The sequence below is a fragment of the Clostridium estertheticum genome (genome assembly GCF_011065935.2).
Classification (GTDB): Bacteria; Bacillota; Clostridia; order Clostridiales; family Clostridiaceae; genus Clostridium_AD; species Clostridium_AD estertheticum_A.
On the sequence record NZ_JAAMNH020000001.1, the window covers coordinates 1,462,386 to 1,482,545 of the forward strand.

16 protein-coding genes are annotated in these 20,160 nt (G+C 33.9%); all 16 read left to right on the top strand.

Translation table 11 applies throughout. The features are described from left to right. Window positions 1-11 precede the first annotated feature (11 nt). On the top strand, window positions 12-1,790 hold the full coding sequence (locus G9F72_RS06745; protein ID WP_164956574.1) for a sensor histidine kinase: 1,779 nt from the start codon (window positions 12-14) through the stop codon (window positions 1,788-1,790). 24 nt (window positions 1,791-1,814) lie between these two features. Further along, the gene (locus G9F72_RS06750) at window positions 1,815-2,780 is read left to right on the top strand and encodes a substrate-binding domain-containing protein (protein ID WP_224676274.1); all 966 of its coding nucleotides are present in this window, start codon (window positions 1,815-1,817) and stop codon (window positions 2,778-2,780) included. Between the two features lie 204 nt (window positions 2,781-2,984). Then, window positions 2,985-4,484: a sugar ABC transporter ATP-binding protein gene (locus G9F72_RS06755; RefSeq protein WP_164956576.1), complete on the top strand. Its 1,500-nt coding sequence runs from the start codon at window positions 2,985-2,987 to the stop codon at window positions 4,482-4,484. A 51-nt stretch (window positions 4,485-4,535) separates the two neighbouring features. Continuing rightward, window positions 4,536-5,516: an ABC transporter permease gene (locus tag G9F72_RS06760; protein WP_164956577.1), complete on the top strand. Its 981-nt coding sequence runs from the start codon at window positions 4,536-4,538 to the stop codon at window positions 5,514-5,516. Between the two features lie 110 nt (window positions 5,517-5,626). Further along, window positions 5,627-6,619, top strand: a complete 993-nt coding sequence (locus tag G9F72_RS06765) for an ABC transporter substrate-binding protein (RefSeq protein WP_164956578.1) — start codon at window positions 5,627-5,629, stop codon at window positions 6,617-6,619. 297 nt (window positions 6,620-6,916) lie between these two features. Continuing rightward, complete coding sequence (locus G9F72_RS06770) at window positions 6,917-7,921, top strand: LacI family DNA-binding transcriptional regulator (protein ID WP_187356044.1); 1,005 nt, start codon at window positions 6,917-6,919, stop codon at window positions 7,919-7,921. Between the two features lie 118 nt (window positions 7,922-8,039). Next, a complete protein-coding gene (locus G9F72_RS06775; protein ID WP_164956579.1) occupies window positions 8,040-8,465 on the top strand; it encodes an RbsD/FucU family protein in 426 nt (141 codons plus the stop codon). A gap of 11 nt (window positions 8,466-8,476) precedes the next feature. Next, the gene (locus G9F72_RS06780) at window positions 8,477-10,267 is read left to right on the top strand and encodes an L-fucose isomerase (RefSeq protein WP_318010973.1); all 1,791 of its coding nucleotides are present in this window, start codon (window positions 8,477-8,479) and stop codon (window positions 10,265-10,267) included. A 140-nt stretch (window positions 10,268-10,407) separates the two neighbouring features. Then, on the top strand, window positions 10,408-12,084 hold the full coding sequence (locus G9F72_RS06785; RefSeq protein ID WP_164956581.1) for a ribulokinase: 1,677 nt from the start codon (window positions 10,408-10,410) through the stop codon (window positions 12,082-12,084). 15 nt (window positions 12,085-12,099) lie between these two features. Next, entirely contained in the window at window positions 12,100-13,596 is a 1,497-nt protein-coding gene (gene rhaB / locus G9F72_RS06790; protein ID WP_164956582.1) for a rhamnulokinase, read from the top strand. 225 nt (window positions 13,597-13,821) lie between these two features. Beyond that, window positions 13,822-14,583 (top strand): DeoR/GlpR family DNA-binding transcription regulator, encoded by a 762-nt coding sequence (locus G9F72_RS06795; protein WP_164956583.1) that lies wholly within the window; start codon window positions 13,822-13,824, stop codon window positions 14,581-14,583. Window positions 14,584-14,747: 164 nt separating this feature from the next. Continuing rightward, complete coding sequence (locus tag G9F72_RS06800; protein ID WP_164956584.1) at window positions 14,748-15,593, top strand: class II aldolase/adducin family protein; 846 nt, start codon at window positions 14,748-14,750, stop codon at window positions 15,591-15,593. A gap of 23 nt (window positions 15,594-15,616) precedes the next feature. Then, entirely contained in the window at window positions 15,617-17,281 is a 1,665-nt protein-coding gene (locus G9F72_RS06805; protein WP_164956585.1) for a propanediol/glycerol family dehydratase large subunit, read from the top strand. A 13-nt stretch (window positions 17,282-17,294) separates the two neighbouring features. Next, the gene (locus tag G9F72_RS06810) at window positions 17,295-17,939 is read left to right on the top strand and encodes a propanediol/glycerol family dehydratase medium subunit (RefSeq protein WP_164956586.1); all 645 of its coding nucleotides are present in this window, start codon (window positions 17,295-17,297) and stop codon (window positions 17,937-17,939) included. Further along, window positions 17,939-18,337, top strand: coding sequence for a diol dehydratase small subunit (locus G9F72_RS06815; protein ID WP_224676001.1), 399 nt, complete (start codon window positions 17,939-17,941; stop codon window positions 18,335-18,337). Before G9F72_RS06810 ends, G9F72_RS06815 begins: the two co-directional genes overlap by 1 nt. Then, a complete protein-coding gene (locus G9F72_RS06820; protein WP_164956587.1) occupies window positions 18,334-20,148 on the top strand; it encodes a diol dehydratase reactivase subunit alpha in 1,815 nt (604 codons plus the stop codon). Before G9F72_RS06815 ends, G9F72_RS06820 begins: the two co-directional genes overlap by 4 nt. Window positions 20,149-20,160 lie beyond the last annotated feature (12 nt).

The following is a 20,160-nucleotide window of genomic DNA, read 5'->3' on the forward strand; positions in this document are numbered from 1 at the left end:
AGTTGCGAAGCTTGAATGTAAAAATCAAAAAAAAGTTTACTAGTATAGTAAGAATGATTAGAAATGCATTTCAAGTGAACAGTATACAATCTATTATTACGGTTTCTTTTATTTTAATTACTGTGACTGGAATGGTTTTGATGAGTATAACCCTTTACAATAAATTTTATCAGACTACAAAAACAAATGCAGCTATAAGTACTTCTCAAATTATGGATCAGGTAAATATAAATTTAGGATATTACGTTAAGGGAATGAATGAAGTATCAAATTTAGTAAATACAGAATTAAATAACAGTGCATATAATAGGGGAAATGATATAAGCAAGGTATTGAAAATGGCTACAAAGCTAAGAAATGATATTGTTACTTTAGCGGTTTTTTCTAAAAATGGAGAACTGGTAACTACTTCTTCTAGTGGAAAGTTAAAAAAAGGTTTGAATGTTCAAGAAGAACAATGGTTTAAAGAAGAGAAGCTGAAACCGGAGCAGTTTCATTTTTCATATCCACATGTGGAAAATTTATTTGCAGGACAGCATTTATGGGTAGTTTCACTAACTAGACAAACAAACGTTATTTATAAAGGTATTATTGAAAAAGGTATTTTACTTGTAAATATGAATTTTAGTGCAAGTGATGAATTGTGCCACAAAGTAAGTCTTGGAAAAAGAGGCTATATGTATATTATAGATAAGGATGGTAACCTAATATATCATCCTCAACAGCAGATGATTTATGCTGGGCTTAAAAAAGAAAACATAGAATTTGCAGTGAATCATAAAGAAGGAAATTACATTGAAAATTATAATGGTGAGCAAGCTGTTGTGAGTATAAAGAATGTAAAATACACTGAATGGAAGCTAGTTGGAATAAGTTATTATAATGATATAATAACAACAAAAAAAGACATTTATTCCTATTTTATCATTATATTGATTGTGAGCATCTTTAGTGTTTGCTTTATTTCAATATTAATATCAGCAAGAATTTCTAGTCCTATTAAGAAACTTGAAAAACTTATGAGCAGGGTGGAAAAGGGCGAGCTTAATATTTATTCAGAGGTAGAAGGAGAAAGGGAAGTAAAGCAACTATCGAAAACCTTTAATTTAATGATTTTTCGAATCAGAGATCTTATGGAACAAATTGTTGATGAGCAGGAAGAAAAAAGAAAGAGTGAAATAAAAGCATTGCAGGCTCAAATTAATCCTCATTTTCTATATAACACCTTGGATTCAATTGTATGGATGGCAGAGAATAATGAAAAAGAAGGAGTTATAAAAATGGTTACTGCCTTAGCTAATCTTTTTAGAATTAGTATTAGTAGGGACGGAGATATTATTGATATTAAGGGGGAATTACAACATGCAAGGAGCTATTTAATCATACAACAAATTAGATATGGGGATAAATTTGATTTTATTATCGAAGAAATGTCAGCATCTGTCTTACAAAATAAAACATTAAAGATTATATTGCAGCCTATTATTGAAAATGCAATTAATCATGGCATAAAACGAATGGTGGATAAGGGAAATATTAGAATTAGTGGACAAGTTATAGAAAATAAAATATGCCTTTCAGTGAGTGATAATGGAATTGGAATGTCTCTAGAAAAGGTTTCTAAATTACTTCGTAAGGAACAAAAGGTAGAGGGACATTCAGGTATAGGAGTAAAAAATGTTCATGAAAGAATCCAGTTGTATTTTGGACTAGAGTATGGTCTGGAAATAAGCAGTGAAGTAGATGAGGGAACTACAGTGAAAATATGGCTCCCTTTTATAGGAGAGTAGGAAGGCGGCTAAAACTTGAAATACATGTTTAAGATAATTTTATTAATAGAAACATTTCTTGTTTTGTTTTTTAGTGTAGGGTGTGTAAGTACAGATATAGCAACCGTGGAGAAGAAAAAAACTATTGCAGTGATTGTAAAAACTAAGGGTAACGATTTTTGGAAAACTGTAATGCTTGGAGCAGAAGCTGCTGCAAAGGAATTCGATGTAAATGTGGAGTTTACTTGTCCGCCAAATGAAAAAGATGCAGACGGGCAAATTGAACAAGTAAATCGTGTAATTAATAAAAAAGTAGACGCAATTGTTCTTGCCGCCTGTGATTACGAAAAACTTGTCCCTGTAACAGAAAAAGCAATTGACAAAGGGATACCTGTAGTAATTATCGATTCAGAACTCAATTCTTCTAAAATATCAAGCTTTATTGCAACAGATAATAAGGAGGCAGGAAATCTAGCAGGACAAAAGCTTTTAGAGATAGCTGGAGAACAGTGTAATGTAGTAGTTATGAGTTTTGTAAAAGGCACAGCCACTGCAAACCAAAGGGAGAAAGGTCTTTTTGAAGTAATAAATAAACATCCTGGTATTAAGGTATTGGATATACAATATTGCTATTCAGAAGCAGAAATTGCAAGAGAGCAAACAAAAATGGTTATAAAAAAATATGATAAAATTGATGCAATAGTAGCGCTGAATGGTCCTGCTGCAATGGGGGTAGCGGATGCGATACAAAATATGAATTTGCAAGGAAAAGTTAAAGTGATTGGATTTGACAGCACTCACGAAGAGATTGACTTTATGGAAGCGGATGTAATACAAGCAACAATAGTACAAAATCCCTTTAATATGGGCTATTTAGGGGTGAAAAGTGTTTTAGAAGTTTTAAATGAAAAGTCGGTTCCTAAAAATGTGGATACGGGTTCAAAAGTAATAGATAAAAAAAACATGTATACGCCAGAAAATCAAAAGTTACTTTTTCCTTTTGTAAATTGAAATTAGCTCCCTGTAGGGAGCTTTTATTTTTTTGAATTTATTAACAAATTTACAACATAGTTGAATATTCTAAAAATTCAGTTGATTTTTGTATTATAAATAAATTGATTGGATGATAATATATAAGCAAGTACAAGGTATATATTAGATGAAAACGTTTTTAGAAGTAGATAAAAACTTGTAATAGATTGGAGGCGATACTACATGGGTGAAGTTATAGTTTCAATGGAAGGGATAGAAAAATATTTTCCAGGTGTTCATGCACTTAATCAATGTAAATTTGAATTGCGAACAGGAGAGGTACATGCATTGCTTGGAGAAAATGGTGCGGGTAAGTCTACCATGATGAAAATTTTGACCGGTGTATATAGGAAAGATGATGGTACAATTTTTTATAAAGGTAAGGAAGTTGATATTCAGGGGCCAAAGGATGCGCAGGAGTTAGGAATTGCAATTGTTCATCAAGAATTGAATCTTATGCCACATCTTACTATAGCACAAAACATTTTCATAGGACGTGAAATCATAAAAGGAACCAAGTTCATATTAAATGAAAAGGGAATAAATGAAATGACCCAGAAATTATTTGATCGAATGCATCTTGATTTAGATCCTCGTACGAAGGTTGCAGATATTTCTGTTGCAAAACAACAGATGGTAGAAATTGCAAGGGCACTTTCCTTTAAGGCAGAGGTTATTATTATGGACGAACCAACAGCAGCTTTGGCGGATTCAGAAATAGAAGAACTCTTTCGCATGATTTATGAACTCCGTGATAGTGGAGTTGGAATTGTATATATATCTCATCGAATGGAGGAACTAAAAAAAATATGCGATCGTGTTACTGTTATGCGTGATGGATGTTATATAGATACAGTAAAAATGAAAGATGTTACTGTAGACCAAATTATTCATATGATGGTAGGTAGAGCAATTTATGATACTGTCAAACCTTGCATAGGTGATTGTAGTACAGAAGTTGTATTAGAGGTTAAAAATCTAAATAGAGGTCGTATGATTAAAAATGTAAGTTTTCATTTAAATAAAGGCGAAATATTAGGATTTTCAGGTCTTATGGGGTCTGGGCGTACAGAGGTAGCACGTGTGATTTTTGGCGCAGATAATATAGAGTCAGGAGAAATTTTTATAAAAGGTAACAAAGTTCACATCAAGTCACCTGGTGATGCAGTTAAACATGGAATAGGTTATCTTTCAGAAGATCGTAAACGATATGGTCTTACTGTTGGAATGGATGTAGAATCTAACATTGTTCTTTCAACTTTCAATAAATTTATAGGCCCTTTTGGTTGGGTAAATGCTTCTAAAACTAAAGATATAGCAGAAGAAATGGTTGTAAATCTTGGGATTAAAACACCTAGTATTTCGCAAAAAGTAAAATTTTTATCCGGAGGAAATCAGCAAAAGGTGGTAATTGGTAAGTGGCTTACCCGGGATAGTGAAATTTTGATATTCGATGAACCTACCCGTGGTATTGATATAGGGGCAAAGAGCGAGATTTATAAGCTACTTAACGACTTAGTAGCTAAGGGCAAGTCAATTATAATGATATCATCTGAGTTACCTGAAATATTGCGTATGAGCCATCGTATTATGGTGATGTGTGAAGGGCGGATTACAGGAGAGCTAACTGCAGCAGAAGCTACGCAAAAACTTATTATGCAATATGCTACAAAGCGTGAGTAACAAAACACTGCTGAGTGTTTTAAAAAATATTGACTCTAGGGGGGCTAAAATATGAAAAGTACAATAGTTGAAAGTAAATTTATTAGAAAAGAAATCCTAGCTGGTGGCGTTACCACACAGAAGCTTCTGGCATTTGGTAGTTTAATTGCAATATTTATAGCATTTTCTGTTGTATCACCAAACTTTGCTAAGTTTGATAATATAGTTGGAATTCTGCTTGCAACAGCAGTTACAGGTATATTAGCTGTTGGAATTACTTTTGTAGTTATTACTAGTGGTATTGATTTATCAATTGGTACGGTAATGGCGTTCTCAGCAGTTTGTGCTGGTTTGTTTATAACTAATATGAAACTTCCTATTTTTGTAGGAGTTCTAGGAGGCATAGCGGCTGGTGGATTATGCGGGTTCTTGAATGGTACAGCTATAGCGAAGGCAAAAATACCACCTTTTATTGCAACTTTGGGCATGATGATGATAACAAAGGGTCTTTCACTGGTGTTATCAAATGCAAGGCCAATATATTTTAATGACACACCTGCTTTTACAAAGATTTCTACTGGGACAGTTTTTGGAATTCCAAATGCAGTTTTAATATTCTTTGTAGTTGCTATAATAGCAAGTTTAATCCTATCAAAAACAGTACTTGGTAGATATACTGTGGCAATTGGAAGCAATGAAGATGCAGCAAGATTATCTGGCATCAATGTAGATAAATGGAAAATAATAATATATACGCTTTGTGGAATTTTTGCGGGAATAGCCGGAATTATAATGGCGGCTCGTTTAAATTCAGCACAACCTGCTTTAGGAGCTGGTTATGAAATGGATGCAATTGCAGCAGCAGTTATAGGCGGTACTTCACTTAGTGGTGGGGAAGGAACTATACTCGGTACAGTAATTGGAGCATTTATTATCTCAGTACTTACAAATGGGCTTAGAATAATGTCTGTTCCACAGGAATGGCAAACTGTAATTACTGGTTGCATTGTTATTTTGGCAGTTTATATGGACATTAAACGTCGAAGAAAATAAAATGTAAACATTTAACAGCTTATTTCTACCCGGTTTCTACTGCTTAGAGGGATTTATTCTAAAGGGCAGAGTAATATATTATATTAAAAATTAAAGGGGGAACATTAAAAATGAAGAAATTATTTTCTGTTACTTTAAGTTTAGTTATGGCGGCGTCTATATTTAGTGGCTGTGGACAAAAGCAAGCAGAGGTGGCAACAACAACACCTTCAGAAACACCAGCAAAGACTGAGAAAATTTATATTCCTGTTATTTCAAAAGGCTTCCAACATCAATTTTGGCAAGCTGTAAAACAAGGAGCTGAAAAGGCTGCAAAACAATACAATGTGGAAATTACTTTTGAGGGACCAGAAACAGAAACTATGGTTGATAAACAAGTAGAAATGTTACAGGTGGCATTAGGAAAGAAACCAAGCGCAATATGTTTAGCTGCATTAGACAGTAAAGCTTTGATTCCACTATTGGAGAAAGCAAAAGAACAAAACATTCCAGTTATTGGTTTTGATTCGGGCGTAGAAAGTACAATTCCAGTTACAACTTGTGCTACAGATAATAAAGCTGCATCAGCAGTTGCAGCAGATAAAATGGCTGAACTTATAGGTGGTAAAGGTGAAATTGCTATGGTTGTTCATAGTCAAACAAGTTCTACAGGCGTTGATCGTCGTGATGGATTTGTAAATCAAATTAAAGCAAAATATCCTGATATTAAAATTGTTGATATACAATACGGTGATGGAGACCAGCTTAAATCTACAGATCTTGCAAAAACAATTTTCCAAGCACATCCAAACTTAAAGGGATTTTTCGGAACAAATGAAGGATCGGCAGTGGGAGTTTTGAATGCAGTTAAAGAGTTAAAGAAAGAAAATAAAGTTGTAATTGTTGGTTATGATTCTGGTAAACCTCAAATGGATGGCATTAAAAGTGGAGTTCAAGCAGGTGCAATTACACAAGATCCGATTGGTATTGGTTTCAAAGCGGTTGAAGCTGCTGTAAAGGCAATCAAAGGCGAAAAGTTAGAAAAAACTATAGATACTGGATTCCATTGGTATGATAAGAAAAACATAGATAATGAAGACATAAAAGCTTTGTTATATAATTAATTGATATTTATCATATAAGATATACTTAATAACTAATCTTATTATAATAAATATATGTAAAAATGCACAAATATAAAAAAGAAGTAGAGATAAAGGTTATGCTACTTCTTTTTTATTAAACTCAAGAAATCATAGCTGAAATTAAAGCAATTCTTTCAAAAATAGAAAATAAAACAATAATGAAAATCCACACAAAAAGCAAACCTAAAAAAAAGTATTGACTAAAAATCAATAAAAGTCTATCCTATAATCAAAGTGAAACGTTTTATATTTATATAGATAAGTGTAGGTGAGAGTATGGGAGCAACAATTAAAGATATATCCAAAAGTACGGGGTTATCTCTAGGCACGATTTCAAAATTTATTAATGGTGGAACCGTTCTTGAGAAAAATAAAATTATTATTCAACAAGCAATTGAAAAAATGGATTTTAAAGTAAATGAATTGGCTAGGGCACTTAAGACAAGTAAAACCATGACAATAGGGGTTTTAATTCCATCACTTGAAAATATTTTTTGTACATGTGTTGTATCTAATATAGAAAATATTCTTCTTAAAAACGGCTATTCAACGATTATATGTGATTATCAAGATAATCTACTTCTAGAAAAAGAAAAACTTAATTTTTTAATGAATAAAAGAGTGGATGGAATGATTATTGTTCCGCTATCTGAAATTGAAGAGGAAATTGAAAAAATAATACAAAGTAAAATTCCTATTATTCTAATTGATAGAATGTTAGAATTATCTCGGTGCGATATGGTATTAGTAGACAATTTGAACGCATCCTATGAAGCTGTGGAACATCTTATTGTAAACGAACACAAAAGGATTGGTATTATAAGTGGACCCAAGGAAGTGTATACTGCTCAAGAGAGGCTAAAAGGCTACGTAAGGGTGCATGAAGATTATTCTATGAAAATAGATGATGAGTTGGTTAAGTATGGAGATTATAAATTGGAAAGCGGATATGAGAAATTGATTGAATTTTTATCTATGGATTTCCCTCCTACAGCGGTATACGTAACTAATTATTATATGACGCTAGGAGCAATGATAGCAATCAATGAAAAAAATCTGAGAATTCCGGAAGATCTCTCCATTATAGGATTCGACAATCTTGAGATGGCTAGAATTTTCAAACCAGCCTTATCTATTGTAGTACAACCAATGAAACAAATTGCAGAAACCTCAGCAAATCTTTTATTAAAAAGGCTTTCTGGTGATTACAATGGCTTTCCACATATAGAGAGATTGAAAGCAAGAGTTCTATTGCAACAATCTGTGAAGTCTTTGATTTAATGGGTTAGTTAGGTTTTGTGTTACAAAAACACAAAACTTATGCTTAACATATGAAACGTTTCATAAATTATTTATAAAATAAAGTAATACCAATATAGAAATAGGGAGGAATTAAAACATGTTAAAGCATATTCCCAAAATACTATCTCCAGATTTGATGAAAATTTTATTGGAAATGGGTCACAGCGATGAAATTGTAATAGCAGATGGAAATTTTCCAGCAAGCACCTGTGGAAAAAGATTGATTAGATGTGATGGTCATGGGGTTCCAGAAGTTTTAAGTGCAATTTTAGAGTTTTTTCCTTTGGATACTTATTCAGAGCATTCTGTTTCCTTGATGCAGGTTGTACAGGGAGACATAACAAAACCAGTTATATGGCAGGAGTATAAGGATATTGTTGAAAAAATGGAGCCAACTGGTTTAGAATTTGAATTTATAGAACGTTTTGAGTTTTATGAGAGAGCTAAAAATGCATATGCAGTAATCGCAACTAGCGAAGCTGCTCTATATGCAAATATTATATTAAAAAAAGGTGTAGTATAAAGGAGGAGTTTATAATGAGTAATAGACTAAATGGAAGTTTACCAAAAGTAGGAATAAGACCAATTCTTGATGGCCGTAGAAAAGGGGTAAGAGAATCTCTAGAAGAGAAGACAATGAGTATGGCAAAGGCACTAGAGAATCTTATAAAAGAAAATCTTAGGTATCCTAGTGGAGAAGTTGTAGAGTGCGTGATTGCTGATAGTACAATAGGTGGAGTTGCAGAGGCAGCAAGATGTGCAGAAAAATTTGCAAGGCAGGGAGTAGGTCTTACAATCAGTGTTACTCCAAGTTGGTGTTATGGAACAGAAACTACGGATATGGATCCTTATATGCCAAAGGCAATTTGGGGATTTAATGGAACAGAAAGACCTGGTGCTGTGTATTTGGCAGCTGCACTTGCGGGACATAGTCAGAAGGGACTACCTGCTTTTGGAATATATGGCCACGATGTTCAAGAAGTAAATGATAGTGAAATTCCAGAGGATGTAAAAATAAAACTTTTACAATTTACAAAAGCAGGATTAGCGGTTGCATTAATGAGGGGAAAATCTTACTTATCTTTAGGCAGCGTTTCAATGGGAATCGCAGGATCAGTAGTAGAACCAAATTTCTTCCAAAAATATCTTGGAATGAGAAATGAATATGTAGATATGTCAGAATTTATAAGAAGAATTGAAGAAGGTATATATGATAAAGAAGAATATGAAAAGGCTTTAAAGTGGACAAAAGAAAATTGTAAAGAGGGAAAAGATACAAATAAAGTTGAATATGTTAAGAATAGAGAACAAAAGGACAAAGATTGGGAAACAGTTGTAAAAATGACGCTGATTACAAGAGATTTAATGGTTGGAAATCCAAAGCTAGCAAAACTTGGATTTGTTGAAGAAAGTGAAGGACATAATGCAATAGCATCAGGGTTCCAAGGTCAAAGACATTGGACAGACCATTTTCCAAATGGAGATTATATGGAAGCAATCCTTTGTTCCTCTTTTGATTGGAATGGAATTAGAGAATCATTTGTAGTTGCAACAGAAAATGATAGTTTAAATGCAGTATCTATGCTGTTTGGTCATCTTTTAACCAATACAGCTCAAATATTCTCGGATGTCAGAACTTATTGGAGTCCAGAAGCTGTAAAGAGAGTAACCGGAAAAGAACTTACAGGTATTGCAAAAAATGGAATAATACATTTAATCAATTCTGGTGCTACAACTTTGGATGCCACAGGAAAGCAATCTAAAGACGGAAAACCAGCAATGAAACCATTTTGGGAAATTACTGAAGCAGAATTGAAGAAATGTCTAGATTCAACAAAATGGGATGCAGCAGAGTTTGAATATTTTAGAGGCGGCGGTTTTTCTTCTTGCTTCTTAACAGAAGGTAATATGCCTGTGACAATGACAAGAGTAAATCTAATTGATGGCCTAGGACCCGTTATTCAAATTGCAGAAGGATATACTGTAGAGCTACCAGAAGAAATACATTCTGCACTAAATAAACGTACAAGTCCATCTTGGCCTACCACTTGGTTTGCACCTATATTAAATGGCGAAGGTGCATTTAAAGATGTATATTCTGTAATGAATAATTGGGGTGCGAATCATGGAGCCATTAGTTATGGACACATAGGGTCAGATATTATCACTCTTGCAGCCATGCTTAGAATTCCAGTTTGTATGCATAATGTTTCTGAGGATAGAATCTTTAGGCCAAGTACTTGGAATGCATTTGGAACAAAGGATAAAGAAGGAGCAGATTTTAGAGCTTGTGAAAACTTCGGTCCGCTTTATGGTAAAAAATAAATAATATAGTTAGTAAATTTAAACTATTTTAATATAAATAATATATAAGAAAGTACTGATATTATCAGTACTTTTTTTGTAAAAGTATAAGTGTGAAAACAAGACTTTATTGTGAAAATTAAAAATGGGGAGAGGTAACCATGAAGAGTAAAAAATATAGTATTGGATTAGATTATGGAACTCAATCTGGACGAGCAGTTTTAGTGGAAATAAAGAGTGGTGATGAGATTGCAACAGCGATTATGGCCTATAGTCATGGCGTAATTGATGAATATTTGCCAGGAACGGATATTAAACTTCAATTGGATTGGGCACTTCAGGATCCTGATGATTATTTGGAGGTTTTATACAATACAGTGCCTCGTTTATTAGAAGTGTCAAAAGTAAGGGTAGAAGATATAATTGGTATAGGTATAGACTTTACAGCTTGCACCATGATGCCTGTAGCAAAGGATGGGCAAGTATTGTGTCAGAAGGACGAATATAGAAAAAATCCTCATGCTTGGGTGAAACTATGGAAACACCATGCAGCTCAAAGACAAGCAAATAAATTAAATGAGATAGCAGAAATGAGAAAAGAAGAATTTATGCAATATTATGCAGGAAAAATGTCCTCAGAATGGTTGATGCCTAAAATTTATCAAATTCTTGAGGAAGCACCAGAAATATATGAAGTGACAGACAGATTTATGGAAGCCTCGGACTGGATTACAATGAAGCTAACCGGCGTTGATATAAGAAACACTTGTACCGCTGGATATAAAGGTTTATGGAATAAAAAGAGTGGATATCCAAATAAATTTTTTTTTAAAGCGGTGGATAGTAGATTGGAAAATATTATAGAGGATAAGTTAAATGCTGAAATTAGACCAATTGGAAGTAAAGCTGGAAGTTTAATTTCAGCAATGGCGAAAAAAATGGGCTTGAGAGAAGGTATTGCTGTGGCTGTAGGAAATGTGGATGCACATGTGGCAGTACCAGCAGTGAATATTGTAGAAGAAGGTAAAATGCTGATGGTTATGGGAACATCTACTTGCCATTTAGTGCTTGGAAAGGAAGAAAAGTTCATTGAAGGCGTTTGTGGTGTTGTAGCTGATGGAATTATACAGAATTATTATGGCTATGAAGCAGGTCAAGCAGCGGTTGGGGATATTTTTCAGTGGTTTGTGGCAAATGCTATGCCAAAAGCATATTTTGAGGAAGCAGAAAATAAGGGAATAGATATTTATTGTTTACTTGAGGAAAAAGCAGCAAGGTTAAAGCCAGGACAAAGTGGACTTTTAGCATTAGATTGGTGGAATGGAAGCAGATCTGTTCTTATGGACTCAGATTTGACAGGTATTATCCTTGGATACAATATTCTTACTAAACCTGAGGAGGTATATCGGGCTTTAGTGGAAGCCACAGCTTTTGGAACTAATCGAATTGTTGAGGCTTTTAATAATGGAGGTGTAGAAATAAAAGAACTATATGCATGTGGAGGTTTGGCAGAAAAAAATAAGATGCTTATGCAAATTTATGCAGATGTTACAAATATGGAAATTCGAATCTCAGATTCAGCACAAACACCAGCACTGGGTGCAGCAATTTTTGGTGCAGTGGCTGCTGGAAAAGAAAATGGAGGGTATGATACTATTTTCGACGCAGCAAAAAATATGGCAAGGCTAAAAGAAAATGTATATAAACCAATTGCAAGCAACGTTCAGATATATAAAAAGCTGTATATAGAGTATAGAAAGCTTCATGATTATTTTGGACTTGGAGAAAATAATGTAATGAAGACTTTGAAAAATCTTAAAAAAGACACATTAGATTAAAAGGAGGGGATGAAAATGGAAAATTCAAATACTGCTGCTTCTCAATTTCTTGCTTTTGATTTTGGGGCAAGTAGTGGACGTGCTATTCTTGGCGAAATCAAAGAGAACAAACTAACATTAAAAGAAATACACCGATTTTCAAATGAACCAGTAATATTTTCAAAACACCTACAGTGGGATATATTAAGACTTTGTCATGAAGTGAAACAAGGAATATTAAAATGTAAAAATGAGGGAATCCATATAAGAAGTATAGGAGTAGATACCTGGGGTGTAGATTTTGGTCTGTTAGATGAAGAGGGAGAATTAATGGGAAATTCTTACCATTATAGAGATGAAAGAACTCAGGGAATGATGGAAAAGTGTTTTACAAAAATCCCCAAAGAAGAGTTATTTAAAGAAACAGGACTCCAATTTGCATCCTATAATACTATTTACCAATTGTTATCTATGGCCGAGAAGAGAGACAAAAAACTTTATGATGCCAAAACACTTTTACTTATGCCGGATCTAATAAATTATATGCTAACGGGAGAAAAGGTATCGGAATTTACAGAAGTTACAACTACACAATTATATGATTATACAAAATCTTGTTGGAAAGAAAATATTTTAGAAAAATTAAATATTCCAAAGCATATATTTACGGGGATTATAAAACCAGGAATGACTGTGGGGTCTTTAAAAGAAGATATTTGTAGGGAATTGAATGTTCCATCTATAAAAGTTATTGCAGTAGGTGGGCATGATACTGCGTCAGCAGTAGCTGCAGTTCCAGCAGTGGGAGAAAATCACGTATTCATAAGCAGCGGTACATGGTCCTTGCTTGGCATAGAAAATGATAGACCTATTATAAATGATAAAGTATATAAATACAATTTTACAAATGAAGGTGGAGTAAATGATAAGGTTTTACTGTTAAAAAATATTATGGGCTTATGGATTCTCCAAGAATGTAAAAGAGATTGGGAAAAACAAGGGAAAATTATTGGATTTCCAGAATTGGTGAGTTTAGGCGCCTCTGAAGAAGGTGGTAAATCATTTATAGACCCTGATCATGAATTGTTTTATGGACCAGGAAATATGCCAGAGAAGGTAAAAGAATTTTGTAGGAACACAAATCAAATTATACCAGAGAGTATTGGTGAGATTGTTAGATGTGTAGAGGAAAGCCTAGCATTAAAATACAGATGGGCAATTGAAAAATTAGAAGAGATTACCTCTAAGAAAATAGATACTGTTCATATGGTGGGTGGAGGAATACAGGATACACTATTATGTCAATTAACTGCAAATACTACAGGGAAAAGAGTAGTAGCTGGGCCAGTAGAAGCAACTGCAATTGGAAATATAATTGTACAGGCACAGGCTTCAGGTATAATTAAAGATGTGGCTCATGGAAAAGAAATTATAAGGAATTCTTTTGAAATGGTAGAATATAAAGCAATGGATAATGAAAAATATGCAGTAAATTATGAAAGGTTTTTAAAAATAATATCTCAAAACAAATAAATATCTTAGTTTAATAAAAAATATTTTAATTAAAGGAAGTCATAGGCTTCCTTTTTTTAGACCTATTTTACTACATACTACTATAAAATACTAATAGAACATGTTATAATAAATTTCATAATAATAAAAATAACAATCAAATAAAGGAAAAACAACAAGTATAAAGAAAAATATATTGAATAGTTAGTGTTTTGATTATGTCTTAGGAAGGGAAGGGTAAAATTAATGTTGGCAATAGAAAGAAGAAGAAAAATAATAAGTTTGCTGGAAGAAAGAAATAGTGTACTAGTTCCAGAACTAAGTAAAATTTTTAAAGTAACTGAAGAAACTGTGAGACGTGATCTTGAGAAGCTTGAAGGGGAGGGTTTTTTAAAAAGAACATATGGTGGAGCAGTTATTAATGATAGCATAAATGCGGAGCTTCCTTTAAAAATAAGAGAGGTTACAAATATTGAAGGCAAAAGAGCTATTGGAATTAAGGTGGCGGAATATATAAAAGATGGGGATACTATTATGGTTGATTCCAGCACAACTGCACTTCAGGTAGCAGAGAGAATTAAGGATAAGAGGAAAATAACTGTAATAACTAATTCTGTAAAGGTAGTTTCTGAGCTTTCCAGCGCAAGGGATTGCAAAGTAATTTCAACAGGAGGAACTCTAAGGGAAAGTTCTATGTCTTTTGTAGGGCACCTAACAGAGGATTCCATACGGAATTTTAATGTGGATATAGCTATAATTTGCTGTAAAGGGTTAGATACAGAAAAAGGAATAACTGAATCAAATGACATGGAGGCAGAAGTTAAAAAAGCTATGATTACCTCTGCAGATAGGACTTTCCTTGTGGTGGATTACACGAAATTTAATAAAATATCTTTTATTAAAATGCTTAAGATAGAAAATATAGATATGATTTTTACTGATAAAAAACTTTCGGAAGAATGGGAACAATTTATAGCTAATAAAAATGTAGAATTAGTGTATTGCTAATAAATAATAGCTAATAAAATGATAGAAATAACAAATAAATAAAAACCAACAAATATATGATTATATTTGTTGGTTTTTCTTTACTTTAGTTGACTTTAATATCTATATTTGATAAAATGAAATGAAGAAAATAAAAGAAAAACAAACACTAGGGGGCATTAATAATGGTTGCAGAATATGAAATTAAAAAGTTTATGTGTGAAATAGGTAAACGAGTTTACAACAATGGTTTTGTAGCAGCAAATGACGGTAATTTTTCAGTAAGAATAAGTCAAAATGAAATACTAACTACTCCTACAGGAGTAAGTAAAGGGTATATGACTCCAGACATGATTTGTAAAGTTAACATGAAGGGTGAAATAATTCAAGCAACAGGAAATTATAAACCATCTTCAGAACTTAAAATGCATATAAGAGTTTATGAGGAAAGACCAGACGTAAAATCAGTTGTACATGCTCATCCGCCTTATGGTACAAGCTTTGCAATAGCAGGTATTCCATTAACAAAGCAGATAATGCCTGAAGCTACAATATTTTTAGGATGCATTCCAATAGCTGAATATGGTACTCCATCTACACATGAAATTCCAGATGCCATTTCAAAATATCTTCAAAGCTATGATGCAATACTATTAGAAAATCATGGAGCACTTACTTATGGTGGAGATTTATTGGCAGCATATTTTAAAATGGAATCTTTAGAATTCTATGCAAAATTAATGTATCATTCAATTATGCTTGGTGGACCAAAAGAATTAAGTAATTCACAAGTAAAGGATTTATTAGACCTAAGAGAGAGATTCCAAGTTCCAGGAAAACACCCAGGTAAATTATGTCTAAATAATTCTTGTACAAATAAAGAGGTTTGTGCTTCAAAAACAGGAGCAGGTAAAGATTCAAAATGTGATTGCAAAGAAAATAAAGTAGAATCAAATAAAGTAGAGTCAAATGACATGTCCGCACTAGTGGCAGAAATTACCAAAAGAGTTCTTAATGAATTAAACAAGTAAATCCTCGAAAGTGAGGGAGTGTAATGAAAAGGTCTAAACGGTTTGAAATGTTAGAAAAAAGGCCAATTAATCAAGATAGCTTTATGAATGAATGGCCTGAAAAAGGATTCACAGCTATGGAAAGTCCATATGACCCTAAACCATCCATTAAGATAGAAAACGGTATTATAGTTGAGATGGATGGAAAAAGAAGAAGTGAGTTTGATTTTATAGATTCATTTATAGCAGACTATGCTATAAATATAAATCAGGTAAGCCAGTCTATGGAAATAGACAACTTAACTATAGCAAGGATGCTAGTAGATATCCATGTAAGTAGAGAAAGTATTATAAAGATATTTTCAGGGTTATCTCCATCTAAAATTATCAAAATATTAGGTGAACTTAATGTGGTAGAAATGATGATGGCTATGCAGAAAATTAGAGCTAGAAAGACCCCGGCTAATCAAGCCCATATCACTAACTTAAGGGATAATCCAGTGCAGATAGCGGCGGATGCTGCGGAAGGCGCACTAAGAGGTTTTAGAGAGGAAGAAACTACTGTAGGTGTTGCTCGGTATGCTCCATTTAATGCTATCGCACTTTTAATTGGTTCCCAAATAGGGAAACCAGGAGTTTTAACACAGTGCGCAGTGGAAGAAGCAACAGAATTAGAATTAGGCATGAGAGGTTTTACCACCTATGCTGAAACTATATCTGTATATGGAACTGAAAGTGTATTCATTGACGGGGATGATACCCCTTATTCAAAAGCCTTTTTAGCTTCAGCTTATGCATCTCGTGGGCTTAAAACAAGATTTACTTCTGGTACGGGATCAGAAGTCCTTATGGGAAATGCAGAAAATAAATCTATGTTATATCTAGAAACTAGATGTCTTATGGTAACAAAGGGTGCTGGTGTTCAAGGTATACAAAATGGAGCAGTTAGCTGCATTGGAATTACCTCCTCTGTTCCATCTGGAATAAGAGCCATACTTGCAGAAAATCTTATAGCTTCATTATTGGATTTAGAGGTTGCGTCTAGTAATGATCAGACATTTACACATTCAGATATAAGAAGAACCGCAAGGACAATGATGCAATTTCTTCCTGGAACAGATTTTATTTTTTCAGGATACAGTGGTGTACCTAATTATGACAATATGTTTGCAGGTTCAAATTTTGATGCAGAGGATTTTGATGATTACAATGTGCTTCAAAGGGACTTAATGATAGATGGCGGACTAAGGCCAGTTAAAGAAGAAGAAGTGATAAATGTTAGATATAAAGCAGCTAAGGTTCTTCAAGCTCTTTTTAGTGAACTGGGTTTAAGTAAAATAACAGATGAAGAGGTTGAAGCAGCAGCTTATGCACACGGAAGTAAAGATATGCCTGCTAGAAATGAATTAGAAGATTTTGAAGCTATTGAAGATCTTATGGGTAGAGGACTTACTGGAATCGACATTGTGAAAGCTCTTGTGAAAACTAATTATGAAGATGTAGCGGATAGTATTTTAAGTATGTTAAAGCAGCGAATATCAGGAGATTATCTTCAGACTTCTGCAATACTCGATGATAAATTTAATGTTAATAGCGCAGTCAACAACGCTAATGATTATCAGGGACCTGGTACTGGCTATAGGGTACAAGGTGAAAGATGGGAAGAAATTAAAAATATACCAAACATCATTAACCCTGATGATATATAAAGGTGGTGAAGGCATGGATTTAAATGAAAAACTAATAGAACAAATAACAAGAATTGTAGTGGAGCAGTTAAAACAAAATAAAAAACCTACAAAAATTAGTAGTGTGGAAATGATAGATGGCTATGTGGAAACGGGAATTGCGGTTAAAGGCAGAAATCCTAAAGAGGTGGTTATAGGGGTTGGTCCTTGCTTTGGTAAATTTGTAAGGAATACAATTGCGGGAATTAGCCATGTGGAAGTTTTAAAGCAGCTACTTGCTGGAATTGAAGAAGAAGGTATGAAGCCCAGGGTTGTAAGAGTTGTTAAAACCTCTGATGTAGCATTTATAGGAAAAGAAGCAGCAATGCTAAGTGGGTCTGGAATAAGTGTAGGAATACAATCTAAGGGAACAACGCTAATTCATCAAAAGGATTTATATCCCTTAACAAATTTAGAGCTTTTTCCTCAAGCACCTCTAATTACATTAGAAATGTATAGGGCTATAGGTAAAAATGCAGCAAAATATGCAAAAGGAGTGTCAGTTATTCCTATTCCTGTACAAAGTGATTTTATGTCAAGGCCTAAGTATCAGGTAAAGGCTGCAATAATGCACATAAAAGAAACTGAACATGTTATTAAAAATGGTAACTCAATAGAAATAGAAAGGGAGGAGTTATAATGATAAAATATCCACTATCGGAAAATATGCCTCCTGAACTAATAAAATCTAAGACAGGAAAATCTTTAGCTGATATTAATATAAGCAATATATTAGATGGAAAAATAACTGCAGATGATATAAAAATTTCTAAAGAGACCCTAATAATGCAAGGGAAATTTGCTAGCGAAGCTGGAAGGCCTCAGTTAAATGATAACTTTGTAAGAGCTTCAGAGCTTATAGAAGTTCCAGATGCTGAACTACTAGAAATATACGAAAAACTAAGACCTAATAGATCCACTAAAAGTGAGCTTTTAGAAATTGCCAGAAAGCTTAAAGAAGAATATGCTGCAACTCATTGCTGCAAATTAGTGCTAGACGCTATGGAAGTTTATGAAAAAAGAGGTCTTTTAAAATGAAATTTTTCGCAGGGGTTGATATAGGAAATTCTACTACAGAAGTATGTATTGCCTCTGTAAATGAAAAGGAAGAAATTGATATCCTAAGCAGTAGCCTTACGACAACTACAGGCGTTAAAGGTACTATCAAAAATGTAGAGGGTATTATCACTGCCTTAAAGGTAGCCATGGATAAAATTGGGAAAGACTTATCTGACTTAGATAGTATTAGACTTAATGAAGCAGCCCCAGTAATTGGGGACACTGCCATGGAAACCATTACAGAAACTATAATAACTGAATCTACAATGATTGGGCATAACCCATCAACACCAGGTGGAACTGGCCTTGGAATAGGTGAATTAATTAGAATAGACAAATTAGATAGGATGCAAAAGGAAAAGAGCTATATTGTAGTAATTCCTGAAAGTGTTGATTATGAAATTGCAGCTTCTGCAATAAATGTATTCACGGCCGCTGGCTATGAAATAGTTGGTGCTATAGCTCAAAAAGATGAGGGAGTACTAATTAGTAATAGACTTACTAAAATAATACCAATTTTAGATGAAGTAAAGTATATAGATAAACTTCCACTGGGAATAAAAGGTGCTGTAGAGGTAGCTGATAGTGGCTTTACCATACATACCTTGTCAAACCCCTATGGGATTGCTTCAATCTTTAATCTTTCCGCAGATGAAACAGGTCAAATTGTGCCTGTAGCCAAAAGTCTTGTGGGAACAAGATCGGCTGTAGTAATTAAAACCCCAAAAGGCCAGGTGAAGGAAAAAGTTATACCCTCAGGGTCTCTTTATATTCATGGGGCTACCAAGTATCAAAAAATTGATGTAGATGCAGGAGCCGTGGAAATTATGAAGGCTTTAGCCGGTGTATCAGAAATTAAAGACATTGAAGGTGAGTCTGGTACTAACATTGGAGGCATGATCAGTGGCGTTAAAAATGTTATGGCAGAGCTCATAGGAACTAGAATTCAAGATGTAAAAATAAGAGATTTACTGGCAATAGATACAAATCTTCCAGTTAGAGTACAAGGCGGTATAGCTGGAGAGACCTTTATGGAAAAAGCTGTTGCAGTAGCAGCTATGGTAAAAGCAGATAAAATACCTATGATTAAGGTGGCCAGTGTACTAAGTGAAAAACTAGGAGCAAGGGTTAATGTAGCAGGCGTTGAAGCTGTAATGGCTTCTCTAGGAGCATTGACTACTCCGGGGGTTAAACTTCCACTTGGAATACTAGATTTAGGTGGTGGTTCAACGGATGCGGCAGTGCTTGATGAAAAAGGGGTTGTAAAATCTACACATTTGGCTGGCGCTGGGGAACTGGTAACAATGCTAATTAACTCAGAGCTTGGGTTAAAGGATAGAACACTAGCAGAAGAAATTAAAAAGAATCCCATTGCAAAGGTAGAGAGTTTGTATCATATAAGGATGGAAAATAGGGAAGTGAAATTCTTTAACAGTCCAATAGATTCTAAGTTTTTCGGAAGATTGGTGGTTTTAAAGAAGGAAATGATACCTATATATGCAGATGTTTCTCTAGAGAAAATAGTAGAAGTAAGAAGAAGTGCAAAAAAGAGAGTTTTTGTAGAGAATGCATTGAGAGCCTTAAAAGATATAGCACCAATGAATAATTTAAGAAATATTCCCAATATAGTTTTGGTTGGTGGATCAGCTTTAGATTTTGAAATTCCTGAAATGATTATGAGTGAACTTTCAAAGTATAAAATTGTTGCAGGTAGAGGGAATATAAGGGCCCTAGAAGGACCGAGAAATGCTGTAGCTACAGGGCTGATTCTATCATATATTTCCAGTTAACATCAGGAAAGA

Coding starts and splice junctions, on each gene's coding strand:
- G9F72_RS06765 (WP_164956578.1), top strand. CDS start 5,627: ATGAAGAAATTATTTTCTGTTACTTTAAGTTTAGTTATGGCGGCGTCT.
- G9F72_RS06820 (WP_164956587.1), top strand. CDS start 18,334: ATGAAATTTTTCGCAGGGGTTGATATAGGAAATTCTACTACAGAAGTA.
- G9F72_RS06815 (WP_224676001.1), top strand. CDS start 17,939: ATGATAAAATATCCACTATCGGAAAATATGCCTCCTGAACTAATAAAA.
- G9F72_RS06775 (WP_164956579.1), top strand. CDS start 8,040: ATGTTAAAGCATATTCCCAAAATACTATCTCCAGATTTGATGAAAATT.
- G9F72_RS06800 (WP_164956584.1), top strand. CDS start 14,748: ATGGTTGCAGAATATGAAATTAAAAAGTTTATGTGTGAAATAGGTAAA.
- G9F72_RS06760 (WP_164956577.1), top strand. CDS start 4,536: ATGAAAAGTACAATAGTTGAAAGTAAATTTATTAGAAAAGAAATCCTA.
- G9F72_RS06805 (WP_164956585.1), top strand. CDS start 15,617: ATGAAAAGGTCTAAACGGTTTGAAATGTTAGAAAAAAGGCCAATTAAT.
- G9F72_RS06770 (WP_187356044.1), top strand. CDS start 6,917: ATGGGAGCAACAATTAAAGATATATCCAAAAGTACGGGGTTATCTCTA.
- G9F72_RS06755 (WP_164956576.1), top strand. CDS start 2,985: ATGGGTGAAGTTATAGTTTCAATGGAAGGGATAGAAAAATATTTTCCA.
- rhaB (WP_164956582.1), top strand. CDS start 12,100: ATGGAAAATTCAAATACTGCTGCTTCTCAATTTCTTGCTTTTGATTTT.
- G9F72_RS06810 (WP_164956586.1), top strand. CDS start 17,295: ATGGATTTAAATGAAAAACTAATAGAACAAATAACAAGAATTGTAGTG.
- G9F72_RS06785 (WP_164956581.1), top strand. CDS start 10,408: ATGAAGAGTAAAAAATATAGTATTGGATTAGATTATGGAACTCAATCT.
- G9F72_RS06750 (WP_224676274.1), top strand. CDS start 1,815: ATGTTTAAGATAATTTTATTAATAGAAACATTTCTTGTTTTGTTTTTT.
- G9F72_RS06795 (WP_164956583.1), top strand. CDS start 13,822: ATGTTGGCAATAGAAAGAAGAAGAAAAATAATAAGTTTGCTGGAAGAA.